8 protein-coding genes are annotated in these 17831 nt (G+C 47.6%); all 8 read left to right on the forward strand.

What is annotated here, in order from left to right; all coding sequences use genetic code 11:
* Positions 1 to 422: 422 nt before the first annotated feature.
* Positions 423 to 2720, forward strand: coding sequence for a hypothetical protein (locus tag ACOJUN_RS25260; RefSeq protein ID WP_422134591.1), 2298 nt, complete (start codon positions 423 to 425; stop codon positions 2718 to 2720).
* Positions 2721 to 2828: 108 nt separating this feature from the next.
* Positions 2829 to 4979: a tetratricopeptide repeat protein gene (locus ACOJUN_RS25265; RefSeq protein WP_422134592.1), complete on the forward strand. Its 2151-nt coding sequence runs from the start codon at positions 2829 to 2831 to the stop codon at positions 4977 to 4979.
* 66 nt (positions 4980 to 5045) lie between these two features.
* On the forward strand, positions 5046 to 7178 hold the full coding sequence (locus ACOJUN_RS25270; protein ID WP_422134593.1) for a tetratricopeptide repeat protein: 2133 nt from the start codon (positions 5046 to 5048) through the stop codon (positions 7176 to 7178).
* A gap of 63 nt (positions 7179 to 7241) precedes the next feature.
* Positions 7242 to 9542, forward strand: a complete 2301-nt coding sequence (locus tag ACOJUN_RS25275) for a hypothetical protein (RefSeq protein WP_422134594.1) — start codon at positions 7242 to 7244, stop codon at positions 9540 to 9542.
* A gap of 49 nt (positions 9543 to 9591) precedes the next feature.
* Positions 9592 to 11706, forward strand: coding sequence for a hypothetical protein (locus ACOJUN_RS25280; RefSeq protein WP_422134595.1), 2115 nt, complete (start codon positions 9592 to 9594; stop codon positions 11704 to 11706).
* A gap of 70 nt (positions 11707 to 11776) precedes the next feature.
* Entirely contained in the window at positions 11777 to 13693 is a 1917-nt protein-coding gene (locus ACOJUN_RS25285) for a hypothetical protein (RefSeq protein WP_422134596.1), read from the forward strand.
* Positions 13694 to 13712: 19 nt separating this feature from the next.
* Positions 13713 to 15836, forward strand: coding sequence for a hypothetical protein (locus tag ACOJUN_RS25290; protein WP_422134597.1), 2124 nt, complete (start codon positions 13713 to 13715; stop codon positions 15834 to 15836).
* 512 nt (positions 15837 to 16348) lie between these two features.
* Positions 16349 to 17350, forward strand: a complete 1002-nt coding sequence (gene argF, locus ACOJUN_RS25295) for an ornithine carbamoyltransferase (RefSeq protein WP_422134598.1) — start codon at positions 16349 to 16351, stop codon at positions 17348 to 17350.
* Positions 17351 to 17831: the final 481 nt, after the last annotated feature.

A 17831-nucleotide genomic window follows, 5' to 3' on the forward strand; every position in this document is an offset into this window, starting at 1 on the left:
TCGTGGGATGCTCCTGTGTGGCTCGCTGATAGGCTATTCGAAGATAGGTTTTCAGATCCTTTTTTGGGAATACAGTTTTTAAATATCTTATTTATTGAATGGGTGTCTTATTTTCTTTTTTTTCAGATCCTTTTTTGGGAATACAGTTTTTAAATGTCTTATTTATTTAATGGGTGTCTTATTTTTTTTTTATTTATTTAATGGGTGTCTTATTTTTTTTAACCCCGGACGGGCACACAGGGGTAAAACTGATTTTTGGCGAAGCAACGAAACCACCGCTCTTCAAAAGGTGCAGGCCTCACAGGTTAAATAGATAACCCTGAACTTTTTTGTCCGTTGACTGTCCAAAAACTACCTCTTCTGTCTACAGGCAACACATTCAGGCAAACGGGGTACCCATTTTCCAGAGAGTTTCAATGGCTATGAGTTACGGATTACCAACAACAACCAGTGCTGCCGCGAGTTCGGGCACCACGACCAGTCCGGGCACTGTGACATCGCAACCGTCTCAGTATTGTGCGTCAGGTTCATATGCTGATGCGGTAAAAAAACAACCATCTACCTCAGACCGGGAAGCTAAATCTCTTGCTCCGCGAGCCCAACTTCTAAAAGATGTTCATCAACCGTCGAACAGATCCTCAAATATTTCAGGCCGGCAAGCAACTGCATACCGGGGGCGTACTCCCCGGACGTTTCAACCAGTGGCGAAAAGACCCTCTTCTAAAGCTATTGAGAAAAATATCAATGAGGCTTACGCAATATTCAATAATAAAGATTTCATAGAGGCAGAAAAAGCATTCCGACTCATCTTACACAAATACCAGGGCCTACTGAGTTCATCCGAGAAGCAGGACATAACCATAGGTCTTGCAAAATCGTTAAAAGAGCAAACCTTCGAAAAACGGAAAGAAGCCTGCTCTATTCTGGAAGAACTCCGGCTAGATGGAAGATTCACCAGGTTCGGGGCTTCAACCATTCATAACCTTGATCTGGCCCTGAGCCGCTGTGAAGAGGCACTTGGAAGGAACTTTGCAGCCGAAAGACGACTTTTGAGACTGAGAAGAAAAAATCGCAATGCCGATGAGAACCAGCTGTGCAAGTCTTCTCGCTACTATGCCGCAGATATTTCCAATGCCCGACTCTGGCAGTCTATGGGCAAACACACGCTGGCTGAAACACTCTTACTGAACATAAAGACAGAGCTGATTAACGAGCTGCAGAAAACACTATACGCGCCTAAAGCAGCAAGATTGCGTAAATACCTTGATACCGTCAATTTGGCTCTGGGAAGGATCTGGCCGTTGATGAACAAGCAACAACAATCTGAAGAGCTTCTTCTCGAAATGATTGGCAAGCGCTCCGATGACAATGAGGACAAGCTCTGCAAGCACTCCGATCGTAAAGACATTGACCTGGCTCTGGTTATTATCTGGCTGGATTTTGACAAGCGTGAACGGGCTGAGAGACTGCTGCTGAGCATGAGTCGCAAGCATCCCGATGACAGTGAGGAGATTCTGTGCAGGCCCACTGGCCATCAAGGCATTGACTTGGCTCTGGTGCGAACCTGGGAACAGACAGACAAAAATAAGCTGGCTGAAAAACTGCTGTTAAACATGAGTTGTAAGCACCTCAATGACGATGAGGAGGTCCTGTGTAAGCCCTCTGGGCATCATGACACTGATCTCATTCTGGTGCGACTCTGGCAGAAGTTATACAAACATCAAAGAGCTGAAAAGCTGCTGCTAAACATGAGTAAAAAGCACTCTTGTGCCAGCGAGGATGAACTGTGCAAGCTCACTGGGAATCATGAAATTGACCTGGCTCTGGTTCGACATTGGGAGCTGACGGGCAAATATAAATTAGCTGAAAAGCTGCTGTTGAACATGAGTGGGAAGCATCCCGTTGCCAGTGAAGAGATTCTGTGCAAGCCCTGCTGGAATTATGTCATTGATCTGACTCTGGTGCGATTTTGGGAGGTTGTGGGCAAATATCACCTGAGTGAAAGACTGTTGTTGAACATGATTGGCATGCAACCCAATAACACTGAAGAGATCCTGTGTGAGCCCAGTGGACATAATGATCTTGACCTGACTCGGGCGCGACTCTGGCAGATCATGGATAAACCTGAACGGACTGAAAGGCTATTGCTAAACATGAGTAGCAAGTCCCTCAATGTCAGTGAAGAAAGCCTCTGCAAGCCCACTGGTCATCATGACATTGATCTGGCTCTGGTATGTGTCTGGGCAAAGACAGGCAAACATAAATGGGCTGAAATACTGCTCAGGCGTTGCCGTGATATGTATCAAACGAATGAATGTGAATATACGCTGTTAGCTTTATCTGCAGGGCAGGCAGGATTTATGGAAATGATTAGCAACTATCCGGAAAGTGCCAATACCTTGCTGGTTACCTCGATCCATTATTTCAGCCTGGCGTGTGAACAGATAGCAGAAAAAGGTCCGAAGTCAGGAAACGATAACCTGATGAAGGCACTTGAGATTATTGAATCGGCACTGGAAAAATACCCTTTCAATGCGGGAGCTTATTCACAAAAAGCGCATTGTCTCAGAATGCTGGGAAGCAGTGAGCAAGAATGGAGGGAATGGTTTAACAGAGCAGAAATGATCGACCCCGGCCGGGCATATAAGGTTAAAACTGATTTTTGGCGAAGCAACGAAACCACTGCTCTGCAAAAGTTACTGGCCTCACAGGTTAAGTAGATAGCCATGAACTTTTTTGTCCATTGACTGTCCAACGACTACCCCGTCTGCCTGAAGGTGTCACCTTCAGGCAGACGGGGTAATGTTTTCCAGAGAGTTTAAATGGCTATGAGTTACGGATTACCAACAACCAGTGCTACCACAAGTTCGAACTCAACGACCACTTTGGCATCGCAACGGTCACAGTATGGTGCGTCAGGTTCAGATGCGGCTGCAGCAACAGGGCGCAGGCTTACCTTAAATCCGGAAGCGCCAACGTTTATTCCAGGCAGGCGACTTCATCAAGGTGTACAAGAACGTTCGAACATACTCTCAACTCTTTCAGACCGTCAGGCCTCTGAATACCAGGGGGTTACTCCCCGGACCTTTCACCCGGGCACTAAGAGCTCATCTCCTGAAGCTATTGAGGAAGAGGTCAGTGATGCTTTCGCAATACTCAATAACAAAAATTTCACAGAGGCAGAAAAAGCATTCCGGATCATCTTACACAAAAACCAGGGCATACTGAGTTCATTCGATAAGCAAAACATAACCATCGGTCTTGCAAGATCGCTAAAAGAGCAAACCTTCGAAAAACAGATAGAAGCCTGCTCTATTCTGGAAGAACTGAGGTTAGATGGAACATTCACCAGCTTCGGGGCTTCGACCACTTATCACCTTGATCTGACCCTGAGCCTCTGTGAAGAGGCACTTGGAAGGCACTTTGACGCCGAACTACGACTTTTGAGACTGAGAGAGAAAAGGTGCAATGCCAATGAGGAGGTCCTGTGCAAACCTTCTCGCCATTATGCTGCAGACATTACTAATGCCCGACTATGGCAGTCTATGGGCAAACACAGGCTGGCTGAAGCACTCCTGATGAACATACAAGCAGAGCTGATTAACGAGCTGCAGTCAAAACCATACATTCCTGATACATCAAAACTGCGTAAATACCTCGATACCGTCAATGTGGCTCTGGGACGAATCTGGCAGTTGATGGACAAACATCACCAGTCTGAAGAGCTGCTACTGAAAACAAGTCACAAGCGTCCCGATGACCCTGAGGAGATTCTGTGCAAACCCACTGGCCAGCGAAGCATTGATCTGGCTCTGGTGCGAATCTGGGAAACGATGGACAAAAATGAGCTGGCCGAAAAACTGTTGCTGAATATAAGTGGCAAGAACCCCAATGACAACGAGGAGACCCTCTGCGGGTCGTGTGGAGATCATGACCTTGATCTGACTCTGGCACGGCTCTGGCAGATAATTGGCAGACATAAACGAGCTGAAAGACTGCTGTTGAACATGAGTGGCAAGCATCCAGGTGCCAACAGGGAGACCCTTTGCAAGCCTTGTGGGAATGGTCAAACAGACCTGGCTCTGGTGCGATATTGGGAGCAGATCGGCAAAAATAAATTGGCTGAAAAACTGCTGCTGAACATGAGTGGCAAGCATCCCGATGCCAGAGAAGAGATCCTGTGCGTGCCCTGCTGGCGGCATGTCATTGATCTGAGTCTGGTACGACACTGGCAGAATACAGGCAAATATAAACGAGCTGAAAAACTGCTGTTGAACATGATTGGCACGCACCCCAGTGACATTGAGGAGATCCTGTATGGGCCCAGTGGAAATTATGATATTGACATGGCTCGGGCGCGACTCTGGCAGGTGATGGGTAAACCTGAACAAACTGAAAGACTGTTGCTGAATATTTGTAACAAATCTCTCAATGACAGTGAGGAAAGCCTGTGCAGACCCTGTGGTCATCATGACATTGATCTGGCTCTGGTATGCTCCTGGGAAATGATAGGCAGAAATAAATGGGCTCAAAGGCTGCTCAGGCGTTGCCGTGATTTGTATCAGACGAATGAATGTGAGTATATGCTCTTAACCCTATCTTCCGGGTGGCCCGAATTTATGGAAATGATTAGTCACTATCCGGAAAGTGCCAACACCCTGCTGGCTACCTCAATCCACTATTTCAAACTGGCTTGTGAGCAGATAATAAAAGAAGGTCCGGAGGCAGGAAACGATAACCTTAATAAGTCGCTTGAGATTCTTGAATCGTTACTGGAAAAGTACCCTTCCAATGCGGCAGCTTATTCGCAAAAAGCGCATTGTCTCAGAATGCAGGGCAGAAGTGAGCAAGAATGGCTAGAATGCTTTGGCAGAGCAGAAGCTATTGACCCCGCTCGGGTATATAAGGTTAAAAGTCATTTTTGGCGAAGCAACGAATCTACCGCTCTTCAAAAGGTGCTGGCCTCACAGGTCAGATAGATATCAGTGAACTTTCAGACCCGTTTGCCGTCCAAGAGCATAAGTTTCCAATCATTTTAGATTGCTATGAGTTACGGACTACCTCCAATCACCAACCCTGCGACCAGTGCGACACCGCAACCACCACAGAATGCAGATTCTGTAACAACAGAACGTCGATTTACCTTAAACCCGGAAGCCGCTCCGTTTGTTCCTCGTAATCAGGGTGCTGATCAATGGAACACCCCCTCAAATATCAGAGACCGACAAGCCACTGAACGCAAAACCGATGTACTTCAGAAGTTTCATCGATGGAGAGAGAAACCAACATACCCTGATGATACGGTAAAAAGGATAAATGACGCTTACGATGCACTGAAAACACAAAAATTCAGAAGTGCAGAAGTGGCATTTCAATCCATCTTATGCATAGACCAGGACGTACTGAGCCAATACGACTACCAAAAGATGCACATAGGGCTTGCCAGGTCTCTGAATGAACAAACCCGGGCTAAACAGGAGGAAGCATGTTCCCTTCTGAAAGAGCTCAGATCGAAGGCACCGCTCAATGAGTTCGGGGCCTCGATCATTCATAACCTTGACCTGACCCTGAGCCGAAGTGAACTGGCACTGGGACGATACCTTGATGCAGAAACACGACTTTTAAGAATGAGAAACAAAAAGCCCGATGCCGATGTGAAAGCACTGTGCGAGCCTTCTGACGATTTTGACGCTGATATGACTATTACACGAGTTTGGCAGTTTGTGGAAAAACACACGCTGACTGAAACACTCCTGCTAAATATGAAAACAAGGCTGACTGAAAAGCTGCAGCAGAAGCAATCCGCTGCAGCTGTTGAAAAACTGCATCAAAAACTCCGTACCGTAAATATTGTTTTGGTGCGACAGTGGGAGCAGACGGGCCAATATAAATTGGCTGAAGAGCTGTTGCTGAACGTGAGTGGCAAGAACCCCAATAACAGTGAAGAAGAACTGTGTAAACCCTCTGGGCAGTTCGACCTTGATCTGACCCTGGCGCGACTTTGGCAGACTGTCGGCAAACATAAACGAACTGAAAAACTGCTGCTGAACATGAGTAACAAGCCCCCTGATGCCAACGAGGAGACCCTTTGCACCCCCTGTGGGAATTATCTGACTGACCTGGCTCTGATGCGGTATTGGGAGCAGGTAGGCAACAATCAATTGGCTGAAAAGCTGCTGCTGAAAATGAGTGGCAAGCATCTTGATGCCAGCGAGGAAGAACTTTGCAAGCCTTGCTGGCACCATGAGATTGATCTGACTCTGGTGCGATATTGGGAGGTTGTTGGCAAATATACACTCGCTGAAAAACTCCTGCTGAACATGACTGGCAAGCATCCCGGTGCCAGTATAGACAGCCTGTGCAGCCCCTGTGGGAACCTGGAAATTGACCTGGCTCGGGTGAGACTCTGGCAAATGATGGGCAAATATCAATGGTCTGAACAGCTGATGCTGAAGATGATTGGCAAGCCCCCTGGAGCTATTGCGAAAGAGTTGTGCAAGCCATTCGGGCATCATAACATTGACCTGACCCGGGCACGACTCTGGCAGAATATGAACAAATTTGAACTGTCTGAAAGTCTGCTGCTGAACATGAGTGGCAAGCACCTCAATGCCGATGAAGACAGCCTGTTCAAGCCTTCCGGGAATCAACAGATTGACCTGGCTTTGATAAGACTATGGACCGTTATGGGCAAATTTGAAGAGGCTGAAAGACTATCCAGGCGTTGCTGTGAGTTATATCATTCGGATGAATGTCAATTAACCCTGTTGGGCTTGTCTGCCGGGAAAGCGGGATTTCTGGAAATGATCAGCCGCTATCCGGAAAGTGCCAATACCTTGCTGGTTACCTCAATCCATTATTTCAGTCTGGCTTGTAAGCATATAACAAATGATGACCCAAAGGCAGGCAGCGATCACCTTATGAAGGCGCTTGAGATTGTTGAATCGGCACTGGAAAAATACCCTGTCAATTCGGGAGCTTATTCACAAAAAGGGCATTGTCTCAGAATGCTGGGTAGAAGTGAGCAAGAATGGAGGGAATGGTTTAACAGAGCAGAATCCCTTGACCCCGGACGGGCCTACAGGAGTAAAACTGATTTTTGGCGAGGCAACGAAGCCACTGCTCTTCAGAAGTTAAGGGGTCTCACTAAAAAATTACCTGATCAGGTACCTGGGTAAGCATGAACTTTTTTGTTCGTTTGCTGTCCAAAGGCATAACTTTACAAGTATGTTGTGTGACTTATGAGCTACGGATTAACAGCAACCACCGGCACCACGGACAGTTCGACAATACAACCGCCAGGGTATCGTGCGTCAGGTTCAGATCGGGATGCGACCGAAAAGAGCCAATCTTCCGCACGCACGAACGTTCCAACGTTTATTCCGCGTTGTCCGCATGCTCAACGTGGTCACCAATATCCTGACAGATCAAATATCAGGGACCGGCAAACAAAGGCAAGCCAAAACCCTTCACTACAAACGTTTCAGCAAAGCGATAGTGCGACACCACCCAAGAGTGTTAAAAGAGCAAAAATCAATGACGCCTTTAAAGAGCTGAGCAAACAAAAATTCAGCAATGCAGAAGAAGCATTTCGGACCATCTTGAAGGAAGACAAGAATAAACTGAGTGATCGCGAATGGAAAAACCTGACGATAGGACTTGCAAGGTCGCTCAAAGAGCAAACCCACGAAAAACAGAAAGAAGCCTGCTCTCTTCTGAAAGAGCTCAGGTTGAAGGGAAGGTTCACTGCGCACGGGGCTTCGACCATTCCTGATCTTGATCTGACCCTGAGTCTCTGTGAACAGGCACTTCGACATTACGCTGATGCTGATGCACGACTTACAGCATTGAGAAACATCAAGCCGGATGCCGATGAGGAGACCCTGTGCAAGCCTTCTGACAATTTTAACGCTGACATCGCCAGTACACGACTATGGCAGCTTATGAAAAAACACACACTGGCTGAAACACTCCTGCTGAACATGGAAAAACAGCTGATAACTGAGCTGAAGTTGAGACAATCCACTGTAACTTCCACTGAAACTACCGAAAGACTGGATAAATACCTCCATATCGTAAAAATTGCTCTGGTGCGACTCTGGCAGGGGAAAAGCCATTATGAAAAGGCTGAAGGTCTGCTGCTGAACATGAGTGGCAAACACCCGGGTGCCAGCGTAGAGGTGCTCTGCAAGCCTTGTGAAAATCGCAACGTGAATCTGACTCTGGCAATAGTCTGGCAGGAAATGGGCAAATATCAACTGGTTGAAAAGCTGCTTCTGAACATGAGCGGTAAGCCCCTCAATGCAAGCGAGGACATACTGTGCAAACCCTGCAGGCATCATGACATTAACATGGCTCTGGCTGTGCACTGGGTGGTGTCGGGCAAAAATCACCTGGCTGAAAAACTGCTATTGAACATGAGTAACAAGCCCTCCAATGCCAGTGACAGCGCCCTGTGCAGACCCACTGGACAGCTTGATATTGATCTGACTCAGGCACGAAATTGGGAGGTAACAGGAAAACATCATCTGACTGAAAAACTGCTACTGAACCTGAGTGGCAAGGACCCCAAAGCCAGTGAATATCTCCTTTGCCAGGCTTGTGGGCATTACAAAATTGACATAACTCTGGCGTATCACTGGGAACATGGGGGCAAACACAGATTGGCCGAAAGGCTGCTGTTGAGTATGTGTGGCAGACACCCCAATAACCTTGAGGAAATTCTGTGCAAACCCTCCGGGCACTCTGAGATTGACCTGTCCCTAGTGATACTCTGGCAGGAGTCGGACCAACACGAACGGGCTGGAAAGCTGCTGCTGAACATGAGTAACAAGCATCCCGATGCCAGTGAGGATATTCTGTGCCAACCCTCTGGCCATGATGCTGTCGATCTGGCCCTGGTGAGATATTGGCAGACAACAAAAAAATATCATCTCGCTGAGAAGCTACTGCTGAAGGTGAGTGGCAAGCATCCCGATGCCAGTGAGGACATTCTCTGCAAACCTTGCGGACGTCATGACATTGATCTGGCTCTGGTTCGCGTCTGGGAGATGATTGACAAACATTGGCTGGCAGAGAGGCTGATTAAAAATTGCAGTGAGTTATATCAATCCAAGGAGTGTCAGCTCACACTCCTGGTCTCATCTTGCGAGCAACCGGGATTTATGGAACTGGTTAGCCGCTATCCGGAAGGTGAAAGTAGATTGCTGGCCACTTCAATCCATTATTTCACTCTGGCTTGTGGACAGATAACAAATGATGAACCGGAGTCAGGAAATAAAAACCTGAGTAAAGCCCTTGAGACTGTGGAATCACTCCTGGAAAAGTACCCCACCAGTGCGGCCGGTCTTTCACAAAAAGCGCATTGTCTCAGAATGATGGGTGCCACCGTTGAGGAATGGAAGAAATACTTCAAAAAAGCCACTTCCCTCGCCATCAACCGTGGGCATGTGCGTAAAACTGAATTTTGGCGAAGAAACGAAGCTACTGCTCTTCAGAAGCTGCAGGGGCTCAAAGCGCAAATGGATCACAAGGAACTTTAATATCCGTTAACTGTCCAAGAGCCTAGTTTTCCCGGAAGTTTTGATTGCCATGAGTTACGGATTTACAGCAACAGCCAGCGCCACAAGCAATACGACATCACAACCGTCACAGAATCGTGCGACAGGTTCAGAGCATACCTCTAACCTTAACCCTGAAGCTCCAGTGTTCATTCCACGTGCTGAACGCGTTCAACGTATTGATGATCGTTCCAACAGGCTCCCAACTATTTCTGGCAGGCGGGTCACTGCAGATGAAACCTTTGCTTCCCGGACATTTCAGCAAAGGACGAATGTTTCCTGTCCTGATGCCATTACAGAAGCGATCAACAAGGCTTTCGAAGCACTGACAAATAAAAAATTCATAGATGCAGAAGCAGCTTTCCGGCTCATCCTGGACAAAAACGAGAGCAGCTTAAGTACATTCGAGCACCAGAACTTAGTCATTGGACTTGCAAGGTCTCTAAAAGAGCAAACCTACTCAAAACAGAAAGAGGCCTGCTCTTGTCTGGAAGAACTCAGGTCGAAAGCACCGCTCAATGACTTCGGGGCCTCGACCATTCATAACCTTGACCTGACCTTGAGCCGATGTGAAGAGGCGCTGGGACAGTATATTGATGCTGAAAAACGACTTTCGAGACTGAGAAACAAAAAGCCTGATGCCGATGAGCTGTCCCTGTGTGAACCTTCTGACAATTTTGACGCTGATATTGCTAATGAACGACTATGGCAGCTTATGGAAAAGCACACACTGGCTGAAACACTGCTGATAAAACTGAGAGCAAAGCTGATGTCCCGGTTGCAATTGACCTCACTAGCTCCCACTGTCAAGGCACTGCGTAGAAACCTTCATACCGTAAATCTCGCTCTGGCAAGACACTGGCAGGTAATGGGCAAATACAAATGGGCTGAAAGCATGCTGCTGTGCATGACTCGCAAGCACCCCGATGACAGTGAGGAGATCCTCTGCAGGCCCTCTGGAAAAAATGATATTGATCTGGCTCTGGCACTACTCTGGGAATTGATGGGTCAATACGAACGGGCTGAAAGACTGCTGCTGAACCTGATTGGCAAGCACCCTGATAACGGTGAGGATATCCCGTTAAAGCCCTCTGGAAAATATGATTTTTATCTGGCTCTGGCACGACTCTGGCAGATAATGAGCCAAGATAAACGGACTGAAAGGCTGCTGCTGAAGATGAGTGGCAAGCGTCTCGATAACAGTGAAGAGATCCTGTGCAAGCCTTGTGGGAATTATTACACTGACATGGCTCTGGTGCGACACTGGCAGATATCAGGCCAACATGAACGAGCTGAAAGACTGCTGCTAAACATGACTGGCATGAATCCCGGTGACGACGAGGAGACCCTGTGCGAGCCCAGTGGGCATTGTAATATTGATCTGACTCTGGTGCGACACTGGCAGCTGATCGGCAAACAAGGACTGGCTGAAAAACTGCTGCTGAACATGAGTGGTAAGTGCCCCGCCGACAGTGAGGAGAATCTGTGCAAGACCACTGGCAGAAATGCTATTGATCTGGCGCTGGCAATACTCTGGCAAGTCACGGGTAATCATGAACGGAGTGAAAGACTGCTGCTGAGTATGAGTGGCAAGTCCATCAATGACAGTGAGGACAACTTGTTCAGACCTTCCGGGAATCAAGAGCTCGACCTGGCCCTGGCTCGAACCTGGCAAAAGGCTGGCAACTATGAGTCAGCAGAAAAACTGCTTAGTCGTTGCTTCGCCTTGTATCGTTCGGATGAATGTGCATCAGCACTGTTGTGTTTATCGATTGGACAATCAGTGTTTATAGAAAGGATGGCCCTGTATCCGGACAGCGCCAATAAACTGCTGGCAGCTTCCTTACACTATTTCAATCTGGCTTGTCGGCAAATAATAAAGGATGGCCCGAAGTCAGGAGACGATAACCTTAACAAGGCTCTTGCGCTTGTTGAATCAGCATTGGAGAAGTACCCTCCGAGTGCAGGCGCTTTTTCGCAAAAAGCACACTGCCTGAGAATGATGGGTGCAGCAGAGCCTGTATGGCGGGAGCTGTTCCTAAAATCAACATTCCTTGAACCCTTTCGTGCAGTGAAGGACAAAAACGACTGCTGGCGAATCATGGAATCAGCTGCCCTCCAGAAGATAAGGGACCTCACAGACTGAATGGATCAAGATGAACTTTTATCTCCATTAACTGTCCAAGAGCATAGTTTTTCAGCAGAGTTTGATTGCTATGAGTTACGGATTACCGCCAGTCAGGAGCAACGCAGCCCATTCGAGCGCTGCCGTTGGTTCGGCTGCTGCCGCCAGTTCGACAACAACCTGTTCGACAACAACCCGTTCGACAACAAAAAGCAAATACACCTTAAACCCTGAAGCTTCAGTATTTATTCCGCATGCTCAGCGTGTTCATGAGCATTCGGTCAAACTTTCAGACATTAAAGACCGACAGGCAGCGGCATGCCAAACGCTTTTACCCCAGACACTTTCGCAATGGACGGAGCCAAAAGACTCTGCGGATATTAAAGGCAGAATCAATGATGCATTCAAAGAACTGACAAAACGAAAATTCATCGATGCAGAAACAGCATTCCGGAACATTTTAAACGAAAACCAGCAGATACTAAGTACATTTGACTACCAGAACGCTACCATAGGGCTTGCAAGGTCGCTAAAAGAGCAAACCCGAAAAAAACAGCTGGAAGCCTGCTCTCTTCTGGAAAAACTCAGGTTGACTGGATCGTTTACCGAGTTCAGGGCTTCGACCATCCATCACCTTGATCTGACCCTGAGCCGATGTGAACAGGTACTGGGAAAATACCTTGAAGCTGAAACACGACTTATAGCGCTGAGGAACCTGAAGTCCGATGCCGATGTTCAGGCACTGTGCACGCCTTCTGGCAATTTTGACGCAGATATTACTAATGCCCGACTGTGGCAGTTGATGAAAAAAAACACGCTGACTGAAGCACTTCTGATGAACATGGGAAAAGCACTGTTTACAGAGCTGCATTCAAACCGGTCCGCTGTCACTTCACAAAAACGGCACAGCTATCTCCATACCGTAAACCTGGCTCTGGCTCGAAACTGGCAATTGACGGGTAAATATGAATGGGCTGAAAACCTGCTGCTTAGCATGATTGTTAAACATCCCAATGCCAGTGAGGAGGTACTGTGCAGCCCCTCTGAGCATCGTGACATTGACCTGGCTCTGGCGCGCGTCTGGCAGATGATGGGCAAATCTGAACGCACTGAAAGACTGCTGCTGAACATGAGTGGCAAGCACCCTGATGGCAGCGAAGAAAGCCTGTGTAAGCCCTGTCCACAGCATGAGATTAATTTGGCTCTGGCAATACTCTGGCAAGAGATGGACAAACATGAAATGACCGGAAAGTTGCTGCTGAACATGAGCAACAAGCATCCCGATGACAGTGAAGAAAACCTATGCAAACCTTGTGCGCATCATAACACTGACCTCGCTCTGGCAAGACACTGGGAGGTAATAGGCAAACATACACTGACTGAAAAGCTGCTGCTGAACATCAGTGGCAGGGACCCCCATGACAGTGAAGACATCCTGTGCAAGCCCTCTGGGCAACATGACATTGACCTGGCCCTGGCATGCATCTGGCAGGTGACGGGCAAAAATGAACTGGCTGAAAGACTGCTCTGGCGTTGCAGCAAATTTTATCATTCGGATGAATTTCAATTATCTCTGTTATGTCTGTACGCCGGGCAAACAGGATTTATGGAGATGATTAGCCATTATCCTGAAAGTGCCAACACATTGCTGGTTACCTCGATCCATCATTTCAATCTGGCTTGTGAACAGATCATCAATGATGACCTGAAATCAGGAAAGGATAATCTCAATAAAGCTCTTCAATATGTGGAATCAACTTTGGAGAAGTACCCCCTGAATGCAAGCGCTCATTCACAAAAAGCCCACTGTCTCAGAATGATGGGCGCCAGTGAGGAGGTATGGCGAGCCAGTTTCAATAAAGCCAACTTACTTGACTCCAGCCGGACATATAAGAATAAAAATTCGTCCTGGCGAAGCTGCGAATCTGCTGCTCTTCAGAAAATGTTAAGCCCCACAGAGCAAGCAAATAAACATGAACCTTTATGCCCATCAGATTCAGAGGCATAGCCAGAGAGATTAGATTGCTATGAATTACGGATTACCACCAACAATCAGCGCTGCGACCGGAACAATATCGCAACCTTTACAGCATCGTGCCTCAGGTTCTGACCATAATGCAACAAAGCGTCCATCTGCCATAGACCCGAAAGCTTTAGTGTTTAATCAACCTGCTCAGTGTGCCTGGGAACATTGGAACAGACCCTCCAATATCAGGAACCGGCAAACAACTGTATTCCAATCGCGCTTTCCCCGGGAGTTTCAAACAAGGGCGAATGCCCGTTGTCCTGAAGCTATTCAAAAACAGATCGATAGCGCTTTCGATGAACTAATAAAAGAAAAAAATTTTATCAATGTTGAAAGAATGTTCCGAAGGATCATACAAAATGGCAGGGCCGTACTGGGTGAATTCCACTACCAAAGCTCAGTCATAGGGCTTGCAAGATCGTTGAAAGAACAAACCTACGAAAAGCTGAAAGAGGCCTGTTATCTTCTGGAAGAACTCAGATTGACCGGAACCTTCACTGAGTACGGGGCGTCAACCATTCATAACCTTGATCTAACCCTGAGCCGCTGTGAACAGCTACTTGGAAGAAACCTCCACGCTGAAGCACGACTTTTAGCTCTCAGTAACAAAAAGCCCAATGCTAATGTGCAGACGCTGTGCAAACCTTCCCGCAATTACGAAGTTGATATTTGCCTGACCAGGCAGTGGCAGCTGTTGTACAAATATGAGCTGGTTGAACCGCTACTTCAGAACTTAAAGTCAGAGCTGACTGAAAAGCTGCGGTTATCGACGTTTCCTCGCACCATAAAGAAACTAAGTAAATACCTTCATACCGTCAATATTTCTCTGGTAAGACTCTGGCAGTGTAAGGGTGAGCATAAACCGGCTGAAAGTCTGCTGCTGCAAATGAGTGGCAAGCCCCTCAATGCCTCTGAGGAAATCCTTTGTACTCCCTGTGAGCACCATGACATTAACCTTTGCCTGTCGCGACACTGGCAGATAATGGGCAAACATCAATTGACTGAAAAGCTGCTGTTAAACATGAGCAACAAACGCCCCGATGACACCGAGGATGCCCTGTGTAAGCCCTGTGCTTATCATGATGTCAACCTCTGTCTGGCGCGGCACTGGCAGCTGATGGGCAAATATAAAATGACTGAAAGACTCCTGCTGAACATGAGTGGCAAGCATCCTGATGCCAGTGTCGAGGCCCTCTGCAAGCTCTGTGGGAATTATGACACTGACCTGACTCTGGTGCGACACTGGCAGGTAATGGAGAAGCATGAACTGGCTGAAAGACTGCTGCTGAATATGAGCGGCAAGCACCCCAATGCCAGTGAGCTGTCTCTGTGCCTGCCCTGCGGGCACCACGAAATTGACCTGACTCTGGTACGACACTGGCAGGGAAGAAGCAAATTTGCGTGGGCTGAAAGGCTGCTGCTGAACATGACTGGCAAGCACCCTGATGCCGGTGAAGAAGTCCTTTGCAAGCCCTTTGGGCATTATGAAATTGACCTGGCTCTGGTGCGACTCTGGCAGTCGCTTGGCAAATATGAACTGGCTGAAAGACTGCTGCTGAACATGACTGGCAAACACCCCGATAATAGTGAAGAGAGCCTGTGGCAACCTTCCGGGCATCATGACATTGACCTGGCTCTGGCGCGACTCTGGCAAACGGCTGGCAAAACGGAACCGGCTATAAGACTGCTTCAGCATTGCTATACAAGATATCGTTCGGATGAATGTGAATCGGCACTGTTTAAATTATTCATTGGGCAAGTAGGGTTTATGGAAATGATTGCCGGGTATCCGAAAAGTGCCAACACATTGCTGGCGACCTCGATCCACTATTATGCTCTGGCTTGTAAGCAGATAAGCAAAGATGGCGCGGCGGCAGGAAAAGATAACCTTAACAAGGCGCTTGAGTTTGTGGAATCCGTCATAAAAAATTACCCTCCAAATGCTGGAGCTTATTCGCAAAAAGCCCATTGTCTCAGGATGATGGGGGCCAGTGATCAAGAATGGAATAAATGGTTCTCAAGAGCACGATCTGTCGACCCCTTCCGTGTACCGACAGAAAAAAACGGATACTGGCGATGCATCGAATTTGATGCCCTTGACAAGGTACGAGCTTCCAAAGAGTAACCAAGACTGAAAAAAGCCTGAAGAACTGAGGGTTTAGTTGCGTATATTCTGGTGACGACACGATCTCTGAAGGGGACAATTTCGTAACGAACCTTGATATAAAAGAGTGAGTGTTTACTCGCCAGCAGGTATGACTGCAAGCTTGTTAACTCGAGCTGAATGATTCCCGCCTTTGCGACAGCCTCCTTCGCGGAAATAACGACCTCCTACTCTTTAGCACATAGCGGTAGTTTGCATTTTGTGGTGCGCAATATTGCTCGTGAAGAAATAGAAGCTCTTGGGTTTTAATCCTTTAGATGAAAAACATAACGTAAGTACTTACTGATTACGAGAGCCTTATCTACTTTGAGCAGCAACATTAATAGTAATTCTACGTAGTGTCATCCGGTTTTTGCGCATATACTCTATTGCCTCCCGGAATCGTGTACCTTTACGTCTGGAGTGCCACCGGAAGATACGACCAGTGCATTTAGCATGTAACCATGCGCCTACCAAAAAGCAAGAGTAAAACGATGGATTTCAGACTGCCCAACCACCATTTCCTGAAACTGCTTGATTTCACTAAAGAGGATATTGCTTCGCTGCTCGATCTGTCAGCGCAGCTGAAGCAGGCCAAAAAAAGCGGTAACGAGCCCCGTTTTCTTGAGGGTCGCAACATCGCATTGATTTTTGAAAAAGCGTCCACCCGAACCCGCTGTGCCTTTGAAGTAGCCAGCTTTGATCAGGGTGCCAATGTGACTTACATTTCCGGTGGCTCACAGATGGGCAGTAAAGAATCTGTGAAAGACACTGCCAGGGTTCTGGGAAGAATGTACGACGGCATTGAGTTTCGTGGCCACTCCCAGCAGCATGTTGAAGAACTGGCAGAATACTCAGGCGTCCCGGTTTGGAATGGCCTGACCGATGACTGGCACCCGACTCAGATTCTGGCAGATTTTCTGACCATGCTGGAACATGGCAAAGGGCGCCCCCTGAACAAACTTAAGCTTTGTTATGCAGGCGATGGCCGGAATAATGTGGCGAACTCACTTCTGGTAGGTTGTGCCAAAATGGGCGTTGACTTCAGAATTGCCGCACCAGAAGGTTATACCCCTGCCCAGGAACTGCTCGAACGCTGCCAGTCATTAGCAGAAAAATCAGGAGCCAGAATCACCGTCACACAGTCCGTAGAAGAAGCGGTGCATGAATGTGACTTTATCTATACCGATGTCTGGGTCTCCATGGGTGAACCGGTAGCGGCCTGGGATGAGCGTGTACGTCTGATGACGCCCTATCAGGTGAATGCCTCTATGCTTGAAAAAACGGGCAATCCTGACGCCCGATTCCTGCATTGCCTGCCTGCTTTTCATAACGATGAAACGACTATTGGCCTTGAGATTGCCAGTAAATACGGCATGTCGGGCCTGGAAGTAACGGAAGATGTTTTTGAGTCTGAACACTCCATCGTTTTTGATCAGGCAGAAAACCGTATGCACACCATCAAGGCCGTTATGGTGGCTACACTGGGAGCCTGACCGAGAATAGCGCCCGTAGCGAGGACGGCAGAAAATTGAGGATGAAAATTCGGTTTTGTAAGGAGAATAGCGAGCTATTTGACGAACAAAAGCGGATTTTCAGACCAATTTGCTGCCGCCGCAGTAGGGCAGTCTATTCTCGGTCAGGCTCCTAGGAGCCTGACCGGTCAGAGCAAAACGACGGTAATCGAAGAGAGATATTTATTGTGCCAAGAGTGAACCTGACAAAGTCTCGAGACTGAAACGTCCGGAATTGTCTACTATTGAGTAAATTTTGCAATGCAACCCGGCTGCTGCAGAAACTGCGGAGCTATCACTCCAAAACCTTCTGCAGCCCGGTAGTATCTGATCGCCAGCCCCTCAAGTTTATAGGCGACAGATAACTTATGATTAACCAGAGGCCCTTTGATCCTGACCTGAACCGCCATGACCATGAGTTTCTTTTTTTAGGTTAAGAGAGGCACATGGTGATTAAGTTCCG

It is taken from the genome of Endozoicomonas sp. ALD040, assembly GCF_049275945.1.
In the GTDB taxonomy this organism is placed as follows: Bacteria; Pseudomonadota; Gammaproteobacteria; order Pseudomonadales; family Endozoicomonadaceae; genus Endozoicomonas_A.

What these genes read in the sequence shown, in the direction of transcription:
- ACOJUN_RS25260 (WP_422134591.1), top strand. Translation starts at nt 423, where the DNA reads ATGAGTTACGGATTACCAACAACAACCAGTGCTGCCGCGAGTTCGGGC.
- ACOJUN_RS25265 (WP_422134592.1), top strand. Translation starts at nt 2,829, where the DNA reads ATGAGTTACGGATTACCAACAACCAGTGCTACCACAAGTTCGAACTCA.
- ACOJUN_RS25270 (WP_422134593.1), top strand. Translation starts at nt 5,046, where the DNA reads ATGAGTTACGGACTACCTCCAATCACCAACCCTGCGACCAGTGCGACA.
- ACOJUN_RS25275 (WP_422134594.1), top strand. Translation starts at nt 7,242, where the DNA reads ATGAGCTACGGATTAACAGCAACCACCGGCACCACGGACAGTTCGACA.
- ACOJUN_RS25280 (WP_422134595.1), top strand. Translation starts at nt 9,592, where the DNA reads ATGAGTTACGGATTTACAGCAACAGCCAGCGCCACAAGCAATACGACA.
- ACOJUN_RS25285 (WP_422134596.1), top strand. Translation starts at nt 11,777, where the DNA reads ATGAGTTACGGATTACCGCCAGTCAGGAGCAACGCAGCCCATTCGAGC.
- ACOJUN_RS25290 (WP_422134597.1), top strand. Translation starts at nt 13,713, where the DNA reads ATGAATTACGGATTACCACCAACAATCAGCGCTGCGACCGGAACAATA.
- argF (WP_422134598.1), top strand. Translation starts at nt 16,349, where the DNA reads ATGGATTTCAGACTGCCCAACCACCATTTCCTGAAACTGCTTGATTTC.